A 20383-nucleotide genomic window follows, 5' to 3' on the forward strand; every position below is an offset into this window, starting at 1 on the left:
AATATAAACAATAATAGGCTTAGTACGTGTTAGATTATTTACTCAGTAGCCTCCTCCTTACAAAAATTTTTAACCTATGAAAGCACTTGTTTTAGAAGGTTTACACCAGCCACTAGCTATAAAAGAAGTATCAACGCCCTCTCTACAGCCTGGGGAAGTACTGGTACAGGTGAAAGCCGCAGCTCTTAATCACCGGGACGTATGGATTCAGAAAGGCCAGTATGGAGGTATTAAATATCCGTCTATTCTGGGTTCAGATGGGGCAGGGGTGGTGGTGGAGGCGTTCAGTGAAGCCGAAAAACATTGGGTAGGAAAAGAAATTATTATTAATCCTAGTCATAACTGGGGCAATAATCCGAAGGGGCAGGGGAAAAGTTTTAAAATATTAGGGTTGCCGGATGAAGGCACTTTTGCACAATATGTAAAAGTAGCTACGCGGTATCTGGCTGATAAACCAGCACACCTGAGTTTTGAAGAAGCTGCAGCCCTGCCATTAGCCGGCCTTACTGCCTACCGGACATTAATTAGCCGGGCACAGGTGCAAAAAGGCGAGAAAGTATTAATTACCGGCATTGGGGGAGGCGTAGCCCTGTTTGTTCTGCAATATGCGTTAGCTATAGGTGCTCAAGCGTATGTTACTTCCAGTTCAGAAGCAAAAATTGCCAGAGCCAAAGAAATGGGCGCTATAGGTGGTACCAATTATACTTCACCTGACTGGGCGGATGAGCTAAAAAAACAGACCGGAGGCTTTGATGTACTAATAGATAGTTCAGCCGGAGAAGGCTTTGCAAAGTTGGTAGACATTGCCGCTGTAGGAGGAAGAATTGCCATCTATGGAGGTACCCAAGGGGTAATTAAAGAACTGGTGCCTCAACGGATCTTCTGGAAACAGCTTTCCATTCTGGGTGCTACCATGGGATCGGAGGAAGAATTTGGGCAAATGGTATATTTTATTATTCAACATCAACTGAGGCCGGTTGTAAACAAGATATTTCCCTGGGAAGAAGCCGAACAGGCTTTACGGCGAATGGACAACAAAGAACAATTTGGTAAAATTGTTCTGAAAATTGAGTAGGTATATCTACTCAAGTAACCAAATTTAACGATGTGACTATAAACTATATATGAATAATTATACGCTAAGCATTTTTACGTTAAACCTAAGACAAAAATTAAAAATAGGACTTATCCAAAAGTAAATATTATATATTCAATAATAATCAAAATTTTCTGTAATATTTTTTGCATAAATGAGGAATTTTAGCAAACTTAACCCACTTTTTAGATTGAAATGAACTTAAATAGAGTCAATTTATTCCTTCTTCTCATTCTACTGGTGGTACTTCAGTAGCATGAGAAAGGTGTATTATATACGTAAGCCTTTCTCAAACAGAAAGGCTTTTTTATCTAATAAGGGATATGCATACATTGTCAAGAAAATATTCTAAAAATGCTTGTTGCTCTACTTTTATAAGTAAACAACAGGTAATCTATGTATAATGAAAAGCCTTTCCATGAATGGGGAAGGCTTTTTTTGTAAGTATAGTTACCAACGAACGAAACAAAATTTTTTAAAAGCGGAATGTATCATACGAAAGATTCGATTGTTTACCTGAACGGCAAATTTGTGAAGGCGTCAGAGGCTACGTGCAGCTTGTATTCACAAACCGTTCATTACGGAATGGGTGTATTTGAAGGAATCCGTTCTTACCACACACAGCATGGCACCAGACTGTTTAAAGCCAGAGAGCATTACGAACGTTTGCTACACTCGGCACAACTCATGCAAATTCCTCATTCTTTGCATATAGAGGAATTAATTCAAGCCACTTATTTGCTGTTAGAAAAAAATAACCTGGAAGATGCCTATATCCGTCCTTTAATTTATATGGATGAAAATATGAGCTTACAGGTAAAAAAAGATTCTACGTCTAATTTATTTATAGCCGCCTGGCAATGGGACAAGTACTTAGGTGATAAACGCATTCATGTGTATATTTCTTCATTTATGCGGCCAAGTCCCAAAGCTTTTCCAGTAGAAGCCAAAACCTGTGGTAACTATGTAAATTCCATTCTAGCTTCCACCGAAGCCCGTAATGCTGGCTATGATGAAGCTATTCTACTGGACCAGAATGGATTTGTAGCCGAAGGCGCCGCCTCTAACTTATTTATTGAAAAAAATGGCAAATTATATACGCCTCCCCGTGGAAATATATTACCCGGTGTTACCCGGGGAGCCGTTATGGAGATGGCCAAAGAGAAGGAGATTGAGGTAATTGAAAAATTGTTTACTACTGATGAATTATATGCCGCAGACGCTGCTTTCCTGACAGGAACCGCCGTAGAAATAGCTCCCATCAAATCTGTAAACAAAATTCAATATAAGAAGGAATATCACCATACCATTACCTACGAACTGGAAAGAGATTTCAAGCATTTTGTGCGGAACTACCACGATCCGGCTTATACTATTATATAAAACAAACTACCTATTGTTTAACCCCTTATTGTACATAAAGAATTTTTAATGGAAACCTCCCAAAACACCTCTACACAGCCACTCAATAAATACAGTGCCACCTTAACGCAGGACGAAACACAGCCAGCCTCCCAGGCGATGCTGTATGGCGCAGGATTCACCGAAGAAGATATGTCTAAAGCGCAGGTAGGTATTTGCAGTACCGGGTATGAAGGAAATACCTGTAATATGCACCTGAATGGACTGGCTGCCCAGATCAAAAAAAGTGTGTTGGATACTAAACTCGTCGGCCTTATTTTCAATACCATAGGCGTAAGCGACGGTATTTCCATGGGAACACACGGCATGTCGTATTCCTTACCCTCCCGCGACATTATTGCCGATTCCATAGAGACTATTTCCGGTGCTCATTATTACGATGGCCTTATAACCGTGGTAGGTTGCGATAAAAATATGCCTGGTGCCATGATAGCTATGAGCCGGCTGAACCGTCCGTCATTGATGGTGTATGGCGGAACCATTAAATCAGGCTTGTATAAAGGCGAAAAATTAAATATTGTTTCTGCGTTTGAAGCTTTAGGCAAAAAATCGGCAGGTACTATCTCAGAACAAGATTTTAAACAAGTAATAAAGAATTCTATTCCAGGTGCCGGGGCTTGCGGTGGCATGTATACAGCTAATACCATGGCTTCGGCTATTGAAGCGATGGGCATGAGCTTACCCTATAGTTCTTCTTCCCCTGCTTTAAGTGAACGGAAAAAACAAGAATGCCGCATGGCAGGCCCGGCCATATTAGAATTACTCAAGAAAGACATTAAGCCGAAAGACATCATGACCTATGAGTCATTCCTGAATGCTATTAAGCTTACTACCATTCTAGGAGGTTCTACCAATGTAGTGCTACACTTACTAGCCATTGCTAAATCTGTAGGTGTAAAATTGTCTCTGAAAGATTTCCAAAAGGTGAATGATGAAGTGCCACTTCTGGCAGACCTGAAACCCAGCGGTAAATACATGATGGAAGACCTGGATGCGGTGGGAGGGGTGCCAGCCATTCTGAAAATGCTTTTGAAAGAAGGAATTATTAACGGAGACTGCCTGACCGTAACTGGAAAAACCTTACGGGAAAACCTGGAACAAGTAGAAGATATGCCGGCCGGACAAGATATTATCCGTCCATTCAGCAACCCTATTAAAGAAACCGGACACATCCGAATTTTATTTGGTAATCTGGCCGAACAGGGAGCGGTAGCCAAGATAACTGGCAAAGAAGGAGAAAAATTCGACGGTGAAGCCATTGTTTTTGACTCGGAAGATGAACTAAATGACGGAATTTTAACTGGTAAAGTAAGGGCCGGCCATGTAGTAGTAATCCGCTATGTAGGACCTAAAGGTGGACCAGGTATGCCAGAGATGTTAAAACCAACAGGTGCTATCATGGGAGCAGGATTAGGAAACAGCGTAGCCTTAATTACTGATGGCCGCTTTTCTGGAGGTACACATGGCTTTGTAGTAGGCCACATCACACCAGAGGCGCAGGATGGAGGTACTATTGCCTTAGTAAAAAATGGAGACAGAATAGTAATAGATGCCGTAAATAATACGATAGACTTAGCCGTATCCGGAGAGGAAATTACCCGCAGAAAAACTGCCTGGGTAGCTCCACCATTGAAAGCAACATCCGGGGTACTAAGAAAATACATTAAAACCGTTTCTTCAGCTTCTGAAGGATGCGTGACAGATTTATAATTAACGAAACATGGAAGCATTAACCAAGCAAACTTTAAGCGATCAATCAGAAAAACAAGTAAGTCAAATTGTATCAGGTGCAGAAGCACTTTTACTGGGCTTACTGGAAGAGGGAGTAGATACGATTTTTGGTTATCCGGGCGGTGCCATTATGCCCATTTATGATGCCCTGTATGGATATCAGGATAGATTGAGGCATATTTTAGTGCGTCATGAACAGGGGGCTACGCATGCAGCCCAAGGCTATGCCCGCGTAACCGGAAAAACAGGAGTAGTGTTTGCTACGTCAGGCCCTGGGGCTACTAACTTGATTACTGGTATTGCCGATGCACAGATAGATTCTACGCCAATGGTGTGTATTACTGGCCAGGTTGCCACGCCACTTTTGGGGACAGATGCTTTCCAGGAAACAGATGTACTAGGTATTTCTATGCCGGTCACTAAATGGAATTATCAGGTTACCGATGTAACAGAACTACCTGAAGTGATAGCCAAAGCTTTCTTTATCGCCAGAACTGGCCGCCCCGGCCCGGTATTGATAGATATTACCAAAGATGTACAGTTTGCCAAATTTGAATATACTTACAAGAAATGCGAAAAAATCAGAAGTTATGCTCCGTATCCAAAGGTAAATAACGATGATATAGAAGCCGCTGCTAAATTGATTAATGCTGCTAAAAAACCATATATTCTGGCAGGCCATGGCATTTTAATATCTGGTGCACAGAAAGAATTACTGGCAGTGGCTGAAAAAGCAGGGGTTCCGGTAGCTTCTACCTTACTAGGCTTATCTGCTTTTCCATGTAATCATCCCTTGTATGTGGGTTACCTAGGGATGCATGGCAACTATGGCCCAAATGTAAAAACCAATGAATGTGACTTGTTAATTGCCATTGGTATGCGTTTCGACGACCGGGTAACCGGCGATTTAAAAACGTATGCCAGACAAGCCAAGGTAATTCATATTGAAATTGACCCATCGGAGATCGATAAAAATGTAAAAACAACAGTTGCTATTAATGCCGATGCAAAAGCTGCCTTGAAAGCCTTATTACCCAAACTAAAAGAAAACAAGCATGATAAGTGGGTAAATGAATTCAGGGAGTGTGATAAAATTGAGTATGAAAAAGTAGTAAATAAAGCCTTGCACCCAGCTGAAGGAGGTTTGTTAATGGCAGAAGTAGTAAACGTTATTTCTGAAATGACTAAAGGCGAAGCCATTGTAGTAACCGATGTAGGACAACATCAGATGGCAACTTCCCGGTATTATAAATATAATACCACAGACAGCAATGTTACCTCTGGCGGATTAGGCACTATGGGTTTCGCTTTACCGGCAGCTATGGGTGCCAAAATAGGAAGGCCAGATAAACAGGTAGTGGCTATTATCGGCGACGGTGGCTTTCAGATGACCTTACAAGAATTAGGTACTATCTTTCAGTTTAATATTGGCGCTAAAATAGTGATTCTCAATAACAGCTTCTTAGGTATGGTTCGCCAGTGGCAGCAGCTATTTTTCGATAAGCGCTACTCTGCCACTGAAATGACCAACCCGGATTTTGTAGCCATTGCCAGAGGTTTTTATATCAATGCTGCTAAAGTTTCTTTACGAGAAGAGTTGAAGCAATCTATTCAAACGATGCTGGACCACAACGGACCCTATTTACTGGAAGTAGTGGTAGAGAAGGAAGAAAACGTATTCCCAATGGTTCCTGCCGGAGATTCAGTAGGAAATATCCGTTTAGAGTAAAAGGCAGCTCAATACAAATTATATAGATGAATCTCCTATAAAAGGGAGATTCACTTCAAAATTTAACAAACCTTCCCTGAAAAAGAATAAATTTACCCCATGGAACATCCAAATGGCTATAGTACAGAAGTAAAACTTTTTGTAATTTCTGTGCTAACTGAAAATAAAAGTGGATTATTAAATGCCATTACTATTATCTTTACCCGCCGGAAAATAAATATTGAAAGCATTAATGTTTCTGAATCAGAAGTAGCTGGTGTAAGCCGCTATACCATTGTAGTAAAAATTACCCGTGAACGGGCTGAGAAACTGGTAAAACAGGTCCGAAAACTGATTGAAGTGCTGGGCGCTTTTTTATATGAGGAAGAAGAAACGCACTTTCAGGAACTGGCTTTATACAAAGTGCCCTTAGAGCCTTTCCTCAATGATAGCAACAACCGGATAGAAAAACTGATCCGCGATAATTTTGCAAGGATATTAGTAATCGAAAGAGAATATATTATTATAGAGAAAACCGGCCGTAAGTCAGAAACGCAAAAGCTGTTTGAAGAACTGAAGGCCTATGGCGTATCGGAATTTGTGCGGTCCGGGCGGATTTCCATATCCAAATCAAAGCGACGGACAGAAACTTTCCTCAAAGAACTGGAAGAACTGAGCGCCAATTCTTTAGTAAAGGAATAAAACAGATGTGCTGGTATGCTCATATGCTGGTTACAGATTATACTTTTTAAGATGTAATTCTTGTGCGATAGGTGGTGCAGTAACAGCGCGGACTTTTTGGGCATGTGCAGTTGCCAGAGGCTGTGGGCCTGCCTTTTCAGGCGTAAAAAAATCTCTGTTGGTGCTGTCTTTTTGTTTTGTTACTTTTATTTTGGACAAGCAAAATAAAAGTAAGAAGCCCTCGATGAGGTAATTAATCAATATTATTACAACCTGTTGGCTTACATAATCTTAATTCAATTTATATTATTTTTTAAACCCCTTTTCAATTATTAACTAAACATGGCAAAAATTAAATTCGGAACGGTTGAAGAAAATGTAGTGACTAGAGAAGAGTTCCCCCTCGAAAAAGCACGTGAAGTGTTGAAGAACGAAACCATTGCTGTTATTGGCTATGGTGTACAAGGCCCAGGCCAGTCGTTAAACATGCGTGACAATGGATTTAATGTAATCGTTGGTCAACGGAAGCCCTCTAAATCTTGGGATCATGCGGTGAAAGATGGTTTTGTAGAAGGCAAAGACTTGTTTGAAATCGAAGAAGCATTACAGAGAGGTACGATTATTTGTTACTTACTATCTGACGCCGGACAAATTGCTATGTGGCCAACAGTTAGCAAATACCTGACAGAAGGCAAAACTTTGTATTTCTCTCACGGATTTGGTATTACCTACAAAGAACAAACTGGTATTATTCCACCTAAAAATGTAGACGTTATTCTGGTAGCTCCTAAAGGTTCTGGTACCAGCTTGCGGAGACTATTTTTAGAAGGACAGGGCTTAAACTCTAGCTTTGCCATCTTCCAGGATTATACTGGCAAAGCCAAAGATAAAGTAGTGGCAATGGGTATTGGCGTAGGTTCAGGCTATTTGTTTGAAACAGATTTCAAAAAAGAGGTATACAGTGACTTAACCGGCGAAAGAGGTACTTTAATGGGTGCTATTCAAGGTATTTTTGAAGCACAATACAACATACTCCGCAAAAGAGGCCACTCACCTAGTGAGGCTTTTAACGAAACGGTAGAGGAGCTTACCCAGAGTTTAATGCCGCTGGTAGCCGAAAATGGGATGGATTGGATGTATGCCAACTGCTCTACCACTGCTCAGCGTGGTGCCCTAGATTGGCGTCATAAATTCCGCGATGCCGTAGCTCCGGTGTTCGAGGAATTATACGAAAGTGTAGCCACTGGTAAAGAAGCCGAAAGAACCATAAAACTGAACAGCCAGCCAGATTACCGAGTGAAACTGGAACAAGAGTTGAAAGAACTGAGAGAATCAGAAATGTGGCAGGCAGGCTTGCAAGTGAGAAAATTAAGACCCAAAAAGTAAAATATAGCTCTTAGTTTATAGGTATCGGATGAATAAAGTAATTTTACATCTGATACCTATTCTTTATTTTTTACATAGCCTATTACTAACATTGGATGGCAAACTATGAGTGCAACAACCTTATTCGATAAACTATGGGACAGCCATGTGGTAAACCGCAGAGAAGGCTTTCCTGACGTATTATATATTGACCGGCATTATATTCATGAAGTAACCAGTCCACAGGCATTCGATGGATTGCGTAAACGGGGGATTCCGGTTGCCCGCCCTGACAGAACAACGGCTACCGCCGACCACAATGTTCCTACCAAAGATCAACACCTGCCGATTAAAGAAGCCTTATCCAGGTTTCAGGTAGAAACCCTCCGGAAAAATTGCCGGGAGTTCGGCATTGAATTGTACGACTTGCTTCACCCATTCCAGGGCATTGTACACATCATTGGTCCGGAACTGGGATTAACCCAGCCAGGCATGACGATGGTTTGCGGAGATAGCCATACTTCTACGCATGGGGCTTTTGGCAGCATTGCTTTTGGTATTGGTACCAGTGAAGTAGAGCAAGTTTTAGCAACACAATGTATATTGCAGTACAAGCCCAAGCAAATGCGGATTGAGGTAAATGGAAAGCTGGGTAAAGGCGTATTATCAAAAGATATTATTCTCTACATTATTTCCCAGATTTCTTCCAGTGGCGGCAACGGCTATTTTGTAGAATATGCAGGTTCGGCTATTACCAATCTTTCCATGGAAGCCCGCATGACTATCTGCAACATGAGCATTGAAATGGGTGCCCGCGGCGGATTAATTGCTCCAGACCAGACAACATTCGATTATGTAAAAGGTAGAAAGTTTGCACCGCAAGGTGAAGCGTTTGAAGAAGCCATTGCTTACTGGAAAACCCTTAAAACAGATGAAGGAGCCCAATACGATAAAGTATTGACCTTCAATGCCGAAGATATCGAGCCCATGATTACCTATGGAACCAATCCTGGAATGGGTATTGGTATCACTGAACGTATTCCAACGGTAGCAGAATTGAAAGACCACCGTGAAGAAGCTTCGTTTAAAAAATCACTGGAGTACATGGCCCTGGAGCCAGGTTCTCAACTGCTTGGTAAATCGTTAGATTATGTATTTATCGGCAGTTGCACAAATGCCCGCATTGAAGATCTGCGTCTGGTAGCTGATTTTGTAAAAGGTAAAAGGAAAGCAGCTAATGTAGAGGTACTCGTAATTCCAGGTTCTAAACAAGTAGAACAGCAAGCCATCAGAGAAGGACTGGATAAGGTTTTTGAAGAGGCAGGCTTTGAGTTAAGAAGCCCGGGTTGTTCAGCCTGTTTGGGAATGAATGAAGACAAAGTACCTGCTGGTAAATATTGTATTTCTACCTCTAACCGGAATTTTGAAGGCCGCCAAGGACCAGGTGCTCGTACGTTCCTTGCCAGTCCACTTTCAGCTGCTGCTGCTGCCATTACTGGTAAAGTAACTGATGTGCGGGAATTGATTTAATTTCATTGAATAAATTTTATAAACTTGAAAAGTTTTTACCAGATGATATAAAAAACTTTTCAAGTTTTCAGCCTTTATTTTTATCTCATGCAAAAAGAGAAATTCAAATCACTTACCTCTACCGTAGTTCCACTGCCGATAGAGAATATAGATACAGACCAGATTATTCCAGCCAGATTTTTAAAGGCTACCACCCGTGAAGGTTTCGGTGAGAACCTGTTCCGCGACTGGAGGTTTGATAACAATGGTAACAAAAAAGATTTTATCCTCAACAATCCTAATTATTATGGGGATATCCTGGTGGCTGCCAAGAACTTTGGCTGCGGCTCTAGCCGTGAACATGCTGCCTGGGCTATCCATGATTATGGCTTCAAAGTAGTAATCTCTAGTTTCTTTGCGGATATTTTTAAAAATAATGCCCTCAATAATGGGCTGTTGCCAGTACAAGTCTCGGATGAGTTTTTAAGCAAAATATGGGCACAATTAGAGGCCGATCCACATTCTACAATAGAGGTAAATCTGGAAGCGCAGAAAGTCATCTTAGCGGATGGTTCTTCAGAAAGCTTTGATATTAATCCTTATAAAAAAGCTTGTTTATTGAATGGCTATGATGATATAGATTATTTGCTGAGCTTAAAAGATAGAATAACCCAGTTTGAATCTGCAAATTAAATTCTAATACACCACTTAACAACAACGTGAGAGAATACAAAATAGTAGTAATGCCTGGCGATGGCATTGGTAAGGAAGTTACCACCTGGGGCAAAAAAGTGCTGGAAAAAGTTACCGCTAATTCAGGTGTACATTTTTCATTCGATGAAGCCCTTATTGGGCATACAGCCATTGAAGCCACTGGCAATCCACTGCCAGACGAAACCTTAGAAAAACTGAAAGCTTCGGATGCCGTGCTTTTTGGTGCGGTAGGTCATCCCAAATACGATAATGATCCTTCGTTAAAAGTCCGTCCAGAACAGGGCTTACTAAAAATGCGGAAAGAGTTAGGGTTGTACGCCAATTTACGCCCCATCAAATTATTCGATGAACTCATTCATGCCTCCAGTATCAAACCTGAAATTTTGAAAGGTTCCGATATATTATTTTTTAGAGAACTAACCGGGGATGTCTATTTCGGTGAACCCCGTGAACGCCGCGACAATGGCAATGTAGCGTTAGACACTATGATCTATTCTAAGTTCGAAGTACGTCGCATAGCCAAACGTGCTTTTGAAGCTGCCCGAACCCGCCGGAAAAAAGTGACATCTGTAGATAAAGCCAATGTACTGGAATCTTCCAGGCTGTGGCGCGAAGTGGTGCAGGAAATGGCAAAAGATTATCCGGATGTGGAAGTAGAACATATGTTCATTGATACAGCCGCTATGAAACTAATCAAAGATCCTCGATCTTTTGATGTAGTGCTTACCGGTAATTTATTCGGCGACATTTTAACAGATGAAGCTTCGCAGATCGCTGGCTCTATGGGGATGCTTGCCTCCGCTTCTTTAGGAGATATTACTGGTTTGTATGAACCAATCCATGGTTCTGCCTATGATATTGCCGGTAAAGGAGTAGCTAATCCATTGGCTTCCATTCTATCAGTAGCTTTAATGTTAGATATTTCTTTTAACCTGAAAGCAGAATCAGAAAGAGTAATTAAGGCTGTAGAAGCCACGCTGAAAGAAGGTTTCCGCACCAGAGATATTGCCGATAGCACTACTCCTGCTGATAAAATTATAGGCACCGATGCCATGGGCGAAAAAATTGTTGAAAAGATTTAATGTACATTTTTAATATAAATCCTTAACTTTCAATCTTTAAACTTTCCTTACGCTGAATCGGCGTACAGAATGTATAGGTATTACTAACAAAACCATTTTATCATGAGCGATAGAGTCTATATCTTCGACACTACCTTAAGAGACGGCGAGCAGGTTCCTGGCTGCCAGTTAACAACCAAAGAAAAAATTGAAATTGCTATTGAACTGGAAGCCCTCGGTGTAGATATTCTCGAAGCCGGATTCCCTATTTCCAGCCCTGGCGATTTTAATTCGGTAGTGGAAATATCTAAAGCTGTTCGCAATCCAATAATCTGTGGACTAGCACGTGCAAAAAAAGAAGATATTGAAATTACAGCTGACGCACTCAAGTTTGCTAAATATAAAAGAATTCATACCGGTATTGGGTCTTCCGATATGCATATTAAATACAAGTTTAATAGCACCCGGGAGAAAATTTTAGAACAAGCTGTTTGGGCCGTAAAATATGCGAAAAGCTTTGTAGAAGATGTGGAATTCTATGCAGAAGATGCCGGACGTGCCGATCTTAACTTTCTGGTGCAACTGGTAGAGGCCGTTATTGGTGCCGGAGCTACTGTGGTAAATATTCCGGATACAACCGGCTATTGTTTGCCTCATACGTTTGGTAACCGCATTAAATATGTATTTGAGCATGTAAAGAATGTTCACAAAGCTACTATATCTGTGCATTGCCACAATGACCTGGGCTTAGCCTCGGCTAATGCTGTGGAAGGCTTGGTAAATGGTGCCCGCCAAGTAGAAGTGACCATGAATGGAATAGGGGAGAGAGCTGGTAATACTTCTTTAGAAGAAGTAGCCATGATTCTAAAAACTCACCAGGATTTAAAGCTCCATACAAATATCAATACAAAATTAATTTACCCAACAAGTTTACTGGTTTCTGAACTGATGCGTATGCCGGTTCAGCCGAATAAAGCTATTGTTGGTAAAAATGCCTTTGCTCACTCTTCTGGTATTCATCAGGATGGTTTCCTGAAGCATGCGGAGAACTACGAAATTATTAACCCACAGGAAGTAGGTATTCCTTCTTCTTCTATTGTACTGACAGCCCGCAGTGGCCGCCATGCGTTGAAGCATCGCCTGGAGCTACTAGGGTATAGCTTCGATAAAGCTGAACTGGATGATATGTACAAAAAGTTTATTGCATTAGCTGATGAGAAGAAGCTGATTACTGACGAAGATTTGCAGGAACTGGTAGCTGAGCAATACCCTGTAAAAGCAGAAGCTAACCGGAAATAAATTTAATATAAGTATAACAAATTATACACATAAAAAGCAAAAGCCGCTTCTATGCAGGAGCGGCTTTTGCTTTTTATGTGTATTTAAGAAAAGATTCTTTTTGATTATTACACCGCATTATAACTCGATAGTAGACTAACTACAAATTAGAATACAGTAAGTTTCAAATGTATAAATACTTATCTAATAAAGCATCTATTCTGTTCAACTGTTTTTCAAAAAAATTCAACAGCATTTCTGTTTTTATAGAGAAGGCTCCCCACATAAAATGAATTTCTGTTATCTCTGTTTGAATGAAAAACTTTGTAGAGTTATAAACCTGCTAACGTAGCATTCCGGTTTACGCCTACATTTCCATTTGCTTTATGGAACAAAGCATCTGCACCTCTTCTGGCTAGCAACTGGGCTACACCTATTGCAGCGCTGCTTACAATGGTCCATAAAATAGCTTCCTTCCAGCTGGTATCTGCTGCAGCCGGATTCAGTGGTGGATTTTTCTTAGCTACTGTTTTCCAGCTGGTATTTAATAGGGATTTTACAGCGGCACCTACTACTACGGTAGAACCTGCAAGAGCTAGCTTATATATGTCCTGATTGGCAAATAATGATTTAGTATTCATAGCTAATCGATTTAAAAATGTTAATTACTTTATATTCATATACTCTTTCCTTCAGGTAAATGATTCATTAAATGAGATTTCTTTTGAAAACTTTACAGTATAAAAAAAGCAGCCATATAAAGTATGGCTGCTTTTCTCAGATTTGCGTTTTACCTGTGTTAAAAAATATATTTATTTTCTGCAATTAACCGGTCCGCTATTCTCCGGCGGGTGTCTTTTGTATTGATTGGAGCAATCTTAGTAAACCGCTTCAGGCCCATCAACATTACCCGCTGTTCGTCTCCTTCAGCAAATGAATTGATGGCATTTTTACCTGCAGTATTTATTCTATCCACGGCATCATTCAGATAGAGCAAGGTCATATCCTTTTGATGCGCACAAGCTTCTTCGCCCCGTTGGCTAATTAATTTTTCGGTACGTAATAAAGCTGATTCGGTGGCATATACTTCAATTACCATATCGGCAATGTTCATAATAATTTCCTGTTCATGCGATAATTTCAGCATAAACTTTTGAACAGCAGCGCCGGCCACCATTAATATAGCTTTTTTGAGGTTCCGCAGTACTTTCTTCTCAGCCACAAATAAACCTTCTTCCTCTTCACCCATTTCCGGGATAGACATAATCTCTTTCGAAACAGCCATAGCCGGCCCCATTAGATCCAGTTCGCCTTTCATGGCCCGCTTCAGCATCATATCTACAGAAAGCAAGCGGTTAATTTCATTGGTACCTTCAAAAATCCGGTTGATCCGGGCATCGCGGTACGCACGGTCCATAGGCGCTTCGGCCGAATAACCCATGCCGCCATATATTTGAACTCCTTCGTCGGCTACATAATCTAATACTTCTGATCCATGCACTTTCAGAATAGCACATTCAATGGCAAACTGCTCAACTCCTTTTAATTTGGCTTCGGCTTCCGGCATTCCGTTCGCAATTAACGCATTGATCGTATCTTCAATGTTTTGTCCGGCCCGGTATGCAGCAGATTCACTCACATAGGTACGGGTGGCCATTTCGCCTACTTTGTGTTTGATAGCTCCAAACCTGGAAATGGAAATGCCAAATTGTTTACGCTCGTTGGCATAATTAACGGCTGTGTTAATAATCCGTTTACATGCACCAATAGCTGCGGCCCCTAATTTAATCCGGCCAATGTTGAGGATATTTACCGCTATTTTAAAACCATTCTCCCGGGTAGATAATAGATTCTCTACTGGCACTTTGCAATCATTAAAGAAAACCTGCCGGGTAGATGAGCCTTTGATACCCATTTTCTTTTCTTCTTCATTCATGGTAATTCCGCCAAACGAACGTTCTACAATAAAAGCAGACAAATTTTTATCGTTATCTATTTTGGCAAATACAATATATACATCGGCAAATCCCCCATTGGTGATCCACATTTTCTGGCCATTGATGAGGTAATACTTGCCATCCTCTGTTAAGATAGCTTTGGTTTTGCCAGAATTAGCATCCGATCCGGAATCTGGTTCTGTGAGGCAGTACGCCGCTTTCCATTCGCCGGTGGCAAGTTTTGGCAAATACTTGGCTTTCTGCTCCTCATTTCCATAATACAGGATTGGCAAGGTACCTATGCCGGTGTGGGCAGATAATGCTACAGCAAAAGAATGTCCGGCACCAATAACTTCGGTTACCAGCATAGAGGTGTTGAAGTTCATACCAAATCCACCATACTCTTCCGGTACAGAGGTACCTAGTAAACCAAGTTCTCCAGCTTTATCCATTAAAGTTGGCATCAGTTCCGGATTTTTCATGGAGTCTATTTCATCCAACCGGGTGAAGACTTCTTTGTCCAGAAAGTCCTGACAGGTTTGTGCAACCATTTGCTGCTCTTCGGTAAATTCTTCCGGAATAAACACTTGCTGTGCTTCTGTTTCTTTGATGAGAAATTCTCCGCCTTTTACTATTTTTTTATTGGCTACTGTTTCCATAATCTATTGTGAATAAAAGTTTCTGTTTTAGAAAATCTTTTTTGAAAGGCTATCTCTGTTTTGTCAAAACACTACTTACAAAATTTGTTTAACTTTTTTATAAAAAAATTAAACAATATACATATATGCCTGTTACATTAACATTAATTAGTCGTTTAATTTAAATATGTAGTTTTATGAAAATCAACCTATTAATCAACAAACTCCTTCTAACTGCACTTACTCTCAGTATTGGCTTTTCTTTTACATCCTGCAAAGACGATGATAATAACGCCACGCCAGCCCAGGCAAGGGTTATGGTAGTGCATGCATCTCCTAGTGCTCCCGGTGTAGATTTACTGGTAGACAATTCTAAAGTAAATACTGCCCCCTTAACTTTCCCGAATAACACCGGCTACCTGAATGTAGATGCCGGTACCAGAAATTTTAAAGTAAATGTTGCCGGAACTTCTACTACCGCTATTGAAGCAAACCAAATGGTAGAAGCCAACATGAATTATTCCATTTTTGCTATCAACACAGATGCTTCCGGAACTGCTTTTGAAGCTTTGGTAACCGAAGACAACCTGGCTCTTCCAGCTTCCGGACAAGCCCATGTACGTTTTATCCACCTGTCACCTGATGCGCCTGCTGTAGATATTGTTAATGTAACAAATGGAGCAAACACAGTGCTGATACCCAACCGGGCGTACAAGAGTGCTACTGATTTTACGCCTTTACCTGCCGGTACCTATGATCTGGCTGTAAGAGTGGCCGGTACTCAAACCACAGCTTTAACATTGCCTGGCGTAACATTACAAGCTGGCAAAATTTTAACTGTATTTGCCCGTGGTTTTTTAAGCCCACCTACCGGCAATAGCAACGCATTGGGAGCTGAAATTATCGATAACACCCCGACTGGTGCTCAATAAGTTTGTCAAAGAATTGCTTGAACTTCTTTCAAGCATAGGATAGTGGTAAACCTGTTAGACTTGCATAAAAAGCCTAACAGGTTTTTTTATTAAGATAATAATTCGTAGATACCCGCTACACCCTGGCCACCTCCCACACAAGCAGTTACCATTCCGTACTTTTTATTTCGTCTGCGCAATTCATTGAACAGTTGTACCGATAATTTTGCCCCAGTACACCCCAGTGGATGACCCAAGGCAATAGCCCCGCCATTTACATTCACTTTCTCCATATCCATATCAAGTTCGCGGATTACAGCCAAGGCTTGTGCCGCAAAAGCTTCGTTTAGCTCAATTAAGTCCAGTTGGTTCATGGTCATGCCTGCTTTTTTTAAGGCTACTGGTACGGCTTCTACTGGCCCAATGCCCATATATTTTGGCTGTACCCCCATGGCTGCATAACTTACCATGCGGGCTATTGGCTCCAGATTGAGTTCTTTTACCATCCGTTCCGACATTACCATCACAAAAGCTGCTCCGTCTGATGTTTGTGAGGAATTACCGGCGGTGATGTTACCTCGGTTAGAAAATACCGGTTTCAGGGAGGCAAGCACTTCCATAGAGGTATCGGCTCTGGGACCTTCATCGGTGTCTACTATATATTCTTTCGTCTTCTTTTTCCCGTTTTCATCTATATATGTTTCTTTCACAGTAACAGGCACAATCTCTTCTTTGAATATGCCTTTGTTGATTGCCTCCAGTGCCCGCATATGTGAACGGTAAGAGAAATCATCCTGATCCTGCCGGGATACCTTGTATTTTTCGCCTACATTTTCAGCCGTATGTCCCATACTGGTATAGTAGTCGGGGGTTTCAGAAGCTATCTTGTAATTCAAGGCTGTTTTCCATCCCATTGTCGGCACTAGGGACATAGATTCCGTTCCTCCGGCAATAATGCAATCGGCAAGACCAGCATGTATTTTAGCAGAGGCAATAGCAATAGCTTCTACCCCTGAACCGCAATACCGGTTGATAACCATTCCTGGTACATTCTGTGGTAAGGATAACAGAGAGATGATTCTGCCCATCTGCATACCTTGCTCTGCCTCTGGAACAGCATTTCCTACGATCAGGTCTTCTACCCTGGATGGGTCAAATCCGGGAATGGAAGCAGTGAGATGTTTGATTACGTCAGCGGCCAGATCGTCGGGGCGGGTAAAGCGGAATCCACCCCGGTTAGCTTTGCCTACGGCTGTTCTATATCCTGCTACTATATATGCATCCATAAAATTTTCTGTTTTTGATGTTACTAATCTTATAACAAACTTTAGTTTCTTAAAGGTTTACCACCTTGTAGTATGCTCTGGATTCTTTCCAGGGTTTTCTTTTCTCCAGTTAACGAAAGAAAAGCTTCCCGTTCCAGATCGAGCAGGTATTGTTCAGAAACCAGCTGAGGGTAGGAGAGGTCTCCTCCACACATGACATAGGCTATTTTGTTGGCTATTTTAGCATCGTGTTCGGAAATATAGCGGCCGGTTAGCATTCCGTAAATACCAGTCTTGAATAATGCCATACCAGTTTTACCTTGTACCTTAATGTCTTTCCGTGGCAAAGGCTGTGTATATCCTTGCTCTACCAGATCCAGTACAGCTGTTTTGGCATCGGCAATCAGGCGGCTACGGTTCAGGGTAATCTGATCGCCCCTGCGGAGAATATCTAAATCAAAGGCTTCTTGTGCGGACGTAGATACCTTTGCCTGGGCAATATTCATAAATGTATTTTGTAGGGCATTCAGTTCCACGTCACCTGCCTCTATTCTATCTGAAACCCGTAGGGTCATTTCCTTAGTACCCCCGCCTCCAGGGATCAGGCCTACACCTACCTCCACCAGACCCATATAGGTTTCGGCTGCGGCTTGCACCCGGTCAGCATGCATTACCATTTCACAACCTCCGCCCAGAGTCATTCCGTGTGGCGCCACTACTACTGGTATAGCAGAGTACCGTACCCGCATAATGGTGTTCTGAAACTGGCGGATCATAAAATCTATTTCATCATATTCCTGCTCTATAGCATACATGAAGATCATGGCCAGGTTAGCTCCGGCAGAGAAGTTGGCTCCATCGTTGCCTATCACTAAGCCGGCAAAATCTTTCTCAGCCAAGGAAATTGACTTTGTAATACCTTCTACTACTTCGGCTCCCAGCGTATTCATTTTGGTATGAAACTCCAGGTTTAGTACACCGTCTCCAATGTCAAACAGGGTAGCTCCTTTGTTGCCCCATACTTTTTTTCCACTGCCTCTCAGGTTATCCAGAATAATAAACTCTTCGGTACCTGGAATGGCTTTATAGCTTTTGGTAGGAATATCATAGTACTGTTTCTGTCCACCTTCTACTTTGTAAAAACTTTCGTGGCCACACTGCAGCATTTCATACACCCAGGCTGCTGGTTTTTTACCAGTTTCTTCCATCAGTTGTACTACTTTCTTTACACCTATGGCATCCCAGGTTTCAAAAGGCCCAACCTCCCAGGCAAAGCCGGCAGATACAGCCGCATCGATACGGTATAGTTCATCGGCGATTTCTGGAATGCGGTTGCTCACATACTGGAATATATCTAGGAAGGTACGGCGGTAGAATTCTCCGGCTTTGTCTCTGCCAGCTAAAAGCACAGCAAACCGGTCTTTTACATTCTCAATGCTTTTGGTAGATTCCAGAGTTTCGAACCTGGCCTTTTGCTGCGGGCGGTATTCAAATGTATTCAGATCGAGGGAAAGGATTTCGGTTTGGCCTTCTGGTGTCTTTATCTTGCGGTAGAATCCCTGACCAGTCTTATCCCCTAGCCATTTCCTCTCCTGCATCTTCTGAACGATTGTAGGCAGTTTAAATCCGTTTCTCGATTCATCAGTGGGAAGGCCTTCATACAGGTTATTAGAAACATTAATGGTCGTGTCCAGGCCTACTATATCCGACAAGCGGAAAGTACCGGATTTTGGCCTTCCCACTACCAGGCCAGTAAGTTTATCTACCTCTTCTACGGTGAGCCCCATTTCTTCTACGATTTGCAACGTACGCATCAGTGAATACACACCTACCCGGTTTGCGATGAAAGCCGGCGTATCTTTAGCAAGTACGGTAGTTTTGCCCAGATACAAGTCTCCGTAGTGCATCAGAAAATCTACTACAGGTTGATCCGTTTTTTGGGTAGGAATAATTTCCAATAGTTTCAGATACCGGGGTGGGTTAAAGAAGTGTGTGCCGCAGAAGTGACGCTGGAAGTCTTCGCTTCTTCCTTCAGCCATCAGGTGTATTGGAATACCGGATGTATTGGAAGTAACCAGGCTGCCTGGTTTCCGGAATTGTTCTACCTGGTCATAGATAATTTTTTTGATCTTTAAGTTTTCTACTACTACCTCTATCACCCAGTCGTAGGCGGCGATATCCTTCATATTGTCTTCAAAATTTCCCAGCTTTATGCGGCTGGCAAAAGACTTATGGTAGAGTGGGGCAGGGGAAGATTTTATGGCATTCTGAAAAGAATCATTCACAACCCGGTTTCTTACCTGCTTGTTTTCTAAGCTCAACCCTTTTGCCTTTTCCGCATCACTTAATTCCTTTGGCACAATATCCATCAGCAATACTTCTACGCCGATGTTTGCAAAATGGCAAGCTATCCGAGAGCCCATGATGCCTGAGCCTAGCACAGCTACTTTCCTGATAGTTCTTTTTGCACTTCTTGTTTTACTTTTTTCTGGCTGTATTTTTTTTTCTACTAATGTAGGTTCCATACGTATCCGGTTTAATTTGTTATAGAGTAGATGTAGACTTAAACTTCTATTTCCTGATAACTTTTTTTGTTTTCAACCAGCTTGTTTATTTCTTCTATTACTTCAAAAAACACCTCTAGTTTTGCTGATGATATATTCTCCTGAATCATTTTATTGAAAGCAATTACCGTTTTTCTTGCCACTTCCCGCTTTCGTTTTCCCTCTTCTGTCAGCTTAATTTTTACTCCTCTTTTATCATTCAGGTCTGCTTCCCGGTAAATCATTTTATCTTCTTCCATTGTTTTTAGCATCCGTGTGAGACTCCTAGTTTCCAGGCCTAGCAGTGGAGCTATTTTAGTGGCAGATGTTCCTTTTTCTACGTCTATGTTGAGCAATACATAGCCAATGGATGCCGTCATCTCATGTTTTACTGCCTGCGCATTATACATCCTAGAGATAGCATGCCAGGCTGCTTTTATATGGTAATCTACTGTTTGATGCGCCTTCATTTCTCAATCTATTTCTAAGGTACTGGTATATCTCCAAATGTAAGCATATTTAGT

17 protein-coding genes are annotated in these 20383 nt (G+C 41.6%); 11 read left to right on the forward strand and 6 right to left on the reverse strand.

All coding sequences use genetic code 11. The annotated features are described in order from the left end of the window. Positions 1 to 76: 76 nt before the first annotated feature. From Q0590_RS08200 to ilvN, 5 genes are all read left to right on the forward strand, one after another. Positions 77 to 1075 carry a zinc-binding dehydrogenase gene (locus Q0590_RS08200; RefSeq protein ID WP_302037028.1) on the forward strand — a complete coding sequence of 333 codons (999 nt, stop codon included), beginning with the start codon at positions 77 to 79 and terminating at the stop codon, positions 1073 to 1075. A gap of 507 nt (positions 1076 to 1582) precedes the next feature. Next, positions 1583 to 2479 carry a branched-chain amino acid transaminase gene (locus tag Q0590_RS08205; RefSeq protein ID WP_302037029.1) on the forward strand — a complete coding sequence of 299 codons (897 nt, stop codon included), beginning with the start codon at positions 1583 to 1585 and terminating at the stop codon, positions 2477 to 2479. 48 nt (positions 2480 to 2527) lie between these two features. After that, the gene (gene ilvD / locus Q0590_RS08210) at positions 2528 to 4228 is read left to right on the forward strand and encodes a dihydroxy-acid dehydratase (protein WP_302037030.1); all 1701 of its coding nucleotides are present in this window, start codon (positions 2528 to 2530) and stop codon (positions 4226 to 4228) included. A gap of 10 nt (positions 4229 to 4238) precedes the next feature. Further along, the gene (ilvB, locus tag Q0590_RS08215; protein ID WP_302037031.1) at positions 4239 to 5978 is read left to right on the forward strand and encodes a biosynthetic-type acetolactate synthase large subunit; all 1740 of its coding nucleotides are present in this window, start codon (positions 4239 to 4241) and stop codon (positions 5976 to 5978) included. Between the two features lie 99 nt (positions 5979 to 6077). Continuing rightward, positions 6078 to 6659 (forward strand): acetolactate synthase small subunit, encoded by a 582-nt coding sequence (gene ilvN, locus Q0590_RS08220; RefSeq protein ID WP_302037032.1) that lies wholly within the window; start codon positions 6078 to 6080, stop codon positions 6657 to 6659. A 30-nt stretch (positions 6660 to 6689) separates the two neighbouring features. Here the strand turns inward: ilvN and Q0590_RS08225 are convergent, their stop codons facing one another. Then, a complete protein-coding gene (locus tag Q0590_RS08225) occupies positions 6690 to 6857 on the reverse strand; it encodes a hypothetical protein (protein ID WP_302037033.1) in 168 nt (55 codons plus the stop codon). Positions 6858 to 6980: 123 nt separating this feature from the next. Between Q0590_RS08225 and ilvC the strand changes: the two genes are divergently transcribed. From ilvC to Q0590_RS08250, 5 genes are all read left to right on the forward strand, one after another. Next, positions 6981 to 8024: a ketol-acid reductoisomerase gene (gene ilvC, locus Q0590_RS08230; protein WP_302037034.1), complete on the forward strand. Its 1044-nt coding sequence runs from the start codon at positions 6981 to 6983 to the stop codon at positions 8022 to 8024. A gap of 105 nt (positions 8025 to 8129) precedes the next feature. Continuing rightward, positions 8130 to 9533: a 3-isopropylmalate dehydratase large subunit gene (gene leuC / locus Q0590_RS08235; RefSeq protein WP_302037035.1), complete on the forward strand. Its 1404-nt coding sequence runs from the start codon at positions 8130 to 8132 to the stop codon at positions 9531 to 9533. Between the two features lie 87 nt (positions 9534 to 9620). Continuing rightward, a complete protein-coding gene (leuD, locus tag Q0590_RS08240; protein ID WP_302037036.1) occupies positions 9621 to 10205 on the forward strand; it encodes a 3-isopropylmalate dehydratase small subunit in 585 nt (194 codons plus the stop codon). Between the two features lie 50 nt (positions 10206 to 10255). After that, positions 10256 to 11308, forward strand: a complete 1053-nt coding sequence (gene leuB, locus Q0590_RS08245; RefSeq protein WP_302037144.1) for a 3-isopropylmalate dehydrogenase — start codon at positions 10256 to 10258, stop codon at positions 11306 to 11308. A gap of 102 nt (positions 11309 to 11410) precedes the next feature. Continuing rightward, complete coding sequence (locus tag Q0590_RS08250; RefSeq protein WP_302037037.1) at positions 11411 to 12586, forward strand: 2-isopropylmalate synthase; 1176 nt, start codon at positions 11411 to 11413, stop codon at positions 12584 to 12586. A gap of 311 nt (positions 12587 to 12897) precedes the next feature. On the opposite strand, the gene Q0590_RS08255 is transcribed toward Q0590_RS08250, so the two are convergent. Both Q0590_RS08255 and Q0590_RS08260 read right to left on the reverse strand, forming a co-directional pair. Continuing rightward, a complete protein-coding gene (locus Q0590_RS08255; RefSeq protein ID WP_302037038.1) occupies positions 12898 to 13206 on the reverse strand; it encodes a DUF4235 domain-containing protein in 309 nt (102 codons plus the stop codon). Between the two features lie 158 nt (positions 13207 to 13364). After that, the gene (locus Q0590_RS08260) at positions 13365 to 15161 is read right to left on the reverse strand and encodes an acyl-CoA dehydrogenase FadE (protein ID WP_302037039.1); all 1797 of its coding nucleotides are present in this window, start codon (positions 15159 to 15161) and stop codon (positions 13365 to 13367) included. Positions 15162 to 15337: 176 nt separating this feature from the next. Here Q0590_RS08260 and Q0590_RS08265 point away from each other — a divergent pair, with 176 nt between their 5' ends. Next, a complete protein-coding gene (locus Q0590_RS08265) occupies positions 15338 to 16072 on the forward strand; it encodes a DUF4397 domain-containing protein (protein WP_302037040.1) in 735 nt (244 codons plus the stop codon). Between the two features lie 89 nt (positions 16073 to 16161). On the opposite strand, the gene Q0590_RS08270 is transcribed toward Q0590_RS08265, so the two are convergent. The 3 genes from Q0590_RS08270 to Q0590_RS08280 are packed head-to-tail and all read right to left on the reverse strand — an operon-like array spanning position 16162 to position 20329. Beyond that, entirely contained in the window at positions 16162 to 17337 is a 1176-nt protein-coding gene (locus Q0590_RS08270) for an acetyl-CoA C-acyltransferase (protein WP_302037041.1), read from the reverse strand. A 41-nt stretch (positions 17338 to 17378) separates the two neighbouring features. Next, positions 17379 to 19841 (reverse strand): 3-hydroxyacyl-CoA dehydrogenase/enoyl-CoA hydratase family protein, encoded by a 2463-nt coding sequence (locus Q0590_RS08275; RefSeq protein WP_302037042.1) that lies wholly within the window; start codon positions 19839 to 19841, stop codon positions 17379 to 17381. Positions 19842 to 19879: 38 nt separating this feature from the next. Then, positions 19880 to 20329, reverse strand: coding sequence for a MarR family winged helix-turn-helix transcriptional regulator (locus tag Q0590_RS08280; RefSeq protein WP_302037043.1), 450 nt, complete (start codon positions 20327 to 20329; stop codon positions 19880 to 19882). Between the last annotated feature and the right edge of the window lie 54 nt (positions 20330 to 20383).

Source organism: Rhodocytophaga aerolata (assembly GCF_030503435.1).
Lineage (GTDB): Bacteria > Bacteroidota > Bacteroidia > Cytophagales > 172606-1 > Rhodocytophaga > Rhodocytophaga aerolata.

Coding starts and splice junctions, on each gene's coding strand:
- Q0590_RS08205 (WP_302037029.1), top strand. CDS start 1,583: ATGTATCATACGAAAGATTCGATTGTTTACCTGAACGGCAAATTTGTG.
- Q0590_RS08200 (WP_302037028.1), top strand. CDS start 77: ATGAAAGCACTTGTTTTAGAAGGTTTACACCAGCCACTAGCTATAAAA.
- Q0590_RS08265 (WP_302037040.1), top strand. CDS start 15,338: ATGAAAATCAACCTATTAATCAACAAACTCCTTCTAACTGCACTTACT.
- Q0590_RS08260 (WP_302037039.1), bottom strand. CDS start 15,161: ATGGAAACAGTAGCCAATAAAAAAATAGTAAAAGGCGGAGAATTTCTC.
- leuB (WP_302037144.1), top strand. CDS start 10,256: ATGCCTGGCGATGGCATTGGTAAGGAAGTTACCACCTGGGGCAAAAAA.
- leuC (WP_302037035.1), top strand. CDS start 8,130: ATGAGTGCAACAACCTTATTCGATAAACTATGGGACAGCCATGTGGTA.
- Q0590_RS08255 (WP_302037038.1), bottom strand. CDS start 13,206: ATGAATACTAAATCATTATTTGCCAATCAGGACATATATAAGCTAGCT.
- ilvD (WP_302037030.1), top strand. CDS start 2,528: ATGGAAACCTCCCAAAACACCTCTACACAGCCACTCAATAAATACAGT.
- ilvB (WP_302037031.1), top strand. CDS start 4,239: ATGGAAGCATTAACCAAGCAAACTTTAAGCGATCAATCAGAAAAACAA.
- Q0590_RS08270 (WP_302037041.1), bottom strand. CDS start 17,337: ATGGATGCATATATAGTAGCAGGATATAGAACAGCCGTAGGCAAAGCT.
- ilvN (WP_302037032.1), top strand. CDS start 6,078: ATGGAACATCCAAATGGCTATAGTACAGAAGTAAAACTTTTTGTAATT.
- Q0590_RS08280 (WP_302037043.1), bottom strand. CDS start 20,329: ATGAAGGCGCATCAAACAGTAGATTACCATATAAAAGCAGCCTGGCAT.
- Q0590_RS08250 (WP_302037037.1), top strand. CDS start 11,411: ATGAGCGATAGAGTCTATATCTTCGACACTACCTTAAGAGACGGCGAG.
- leuD (WP_302037036.1), top strand. CDS start 9,621: ATGCAAAAAGAGAAATTCAAATCACTTACCTCTACCGTAGTTCCACTG.
- ilvC (WP_302037034.1), top strand. CDS start 6,981: ATGGCAAAAATTAAATTCGGAACGGTTGAAGAAAATGTAGTGACTAGA.
- Q0590_RS08275 (WP_302037042.1), bottom strand. CDS start 19,841: ATGGAACCTACATTAGTAGAAAAAAAAATACAGCCAGAAAAAAGTAAA.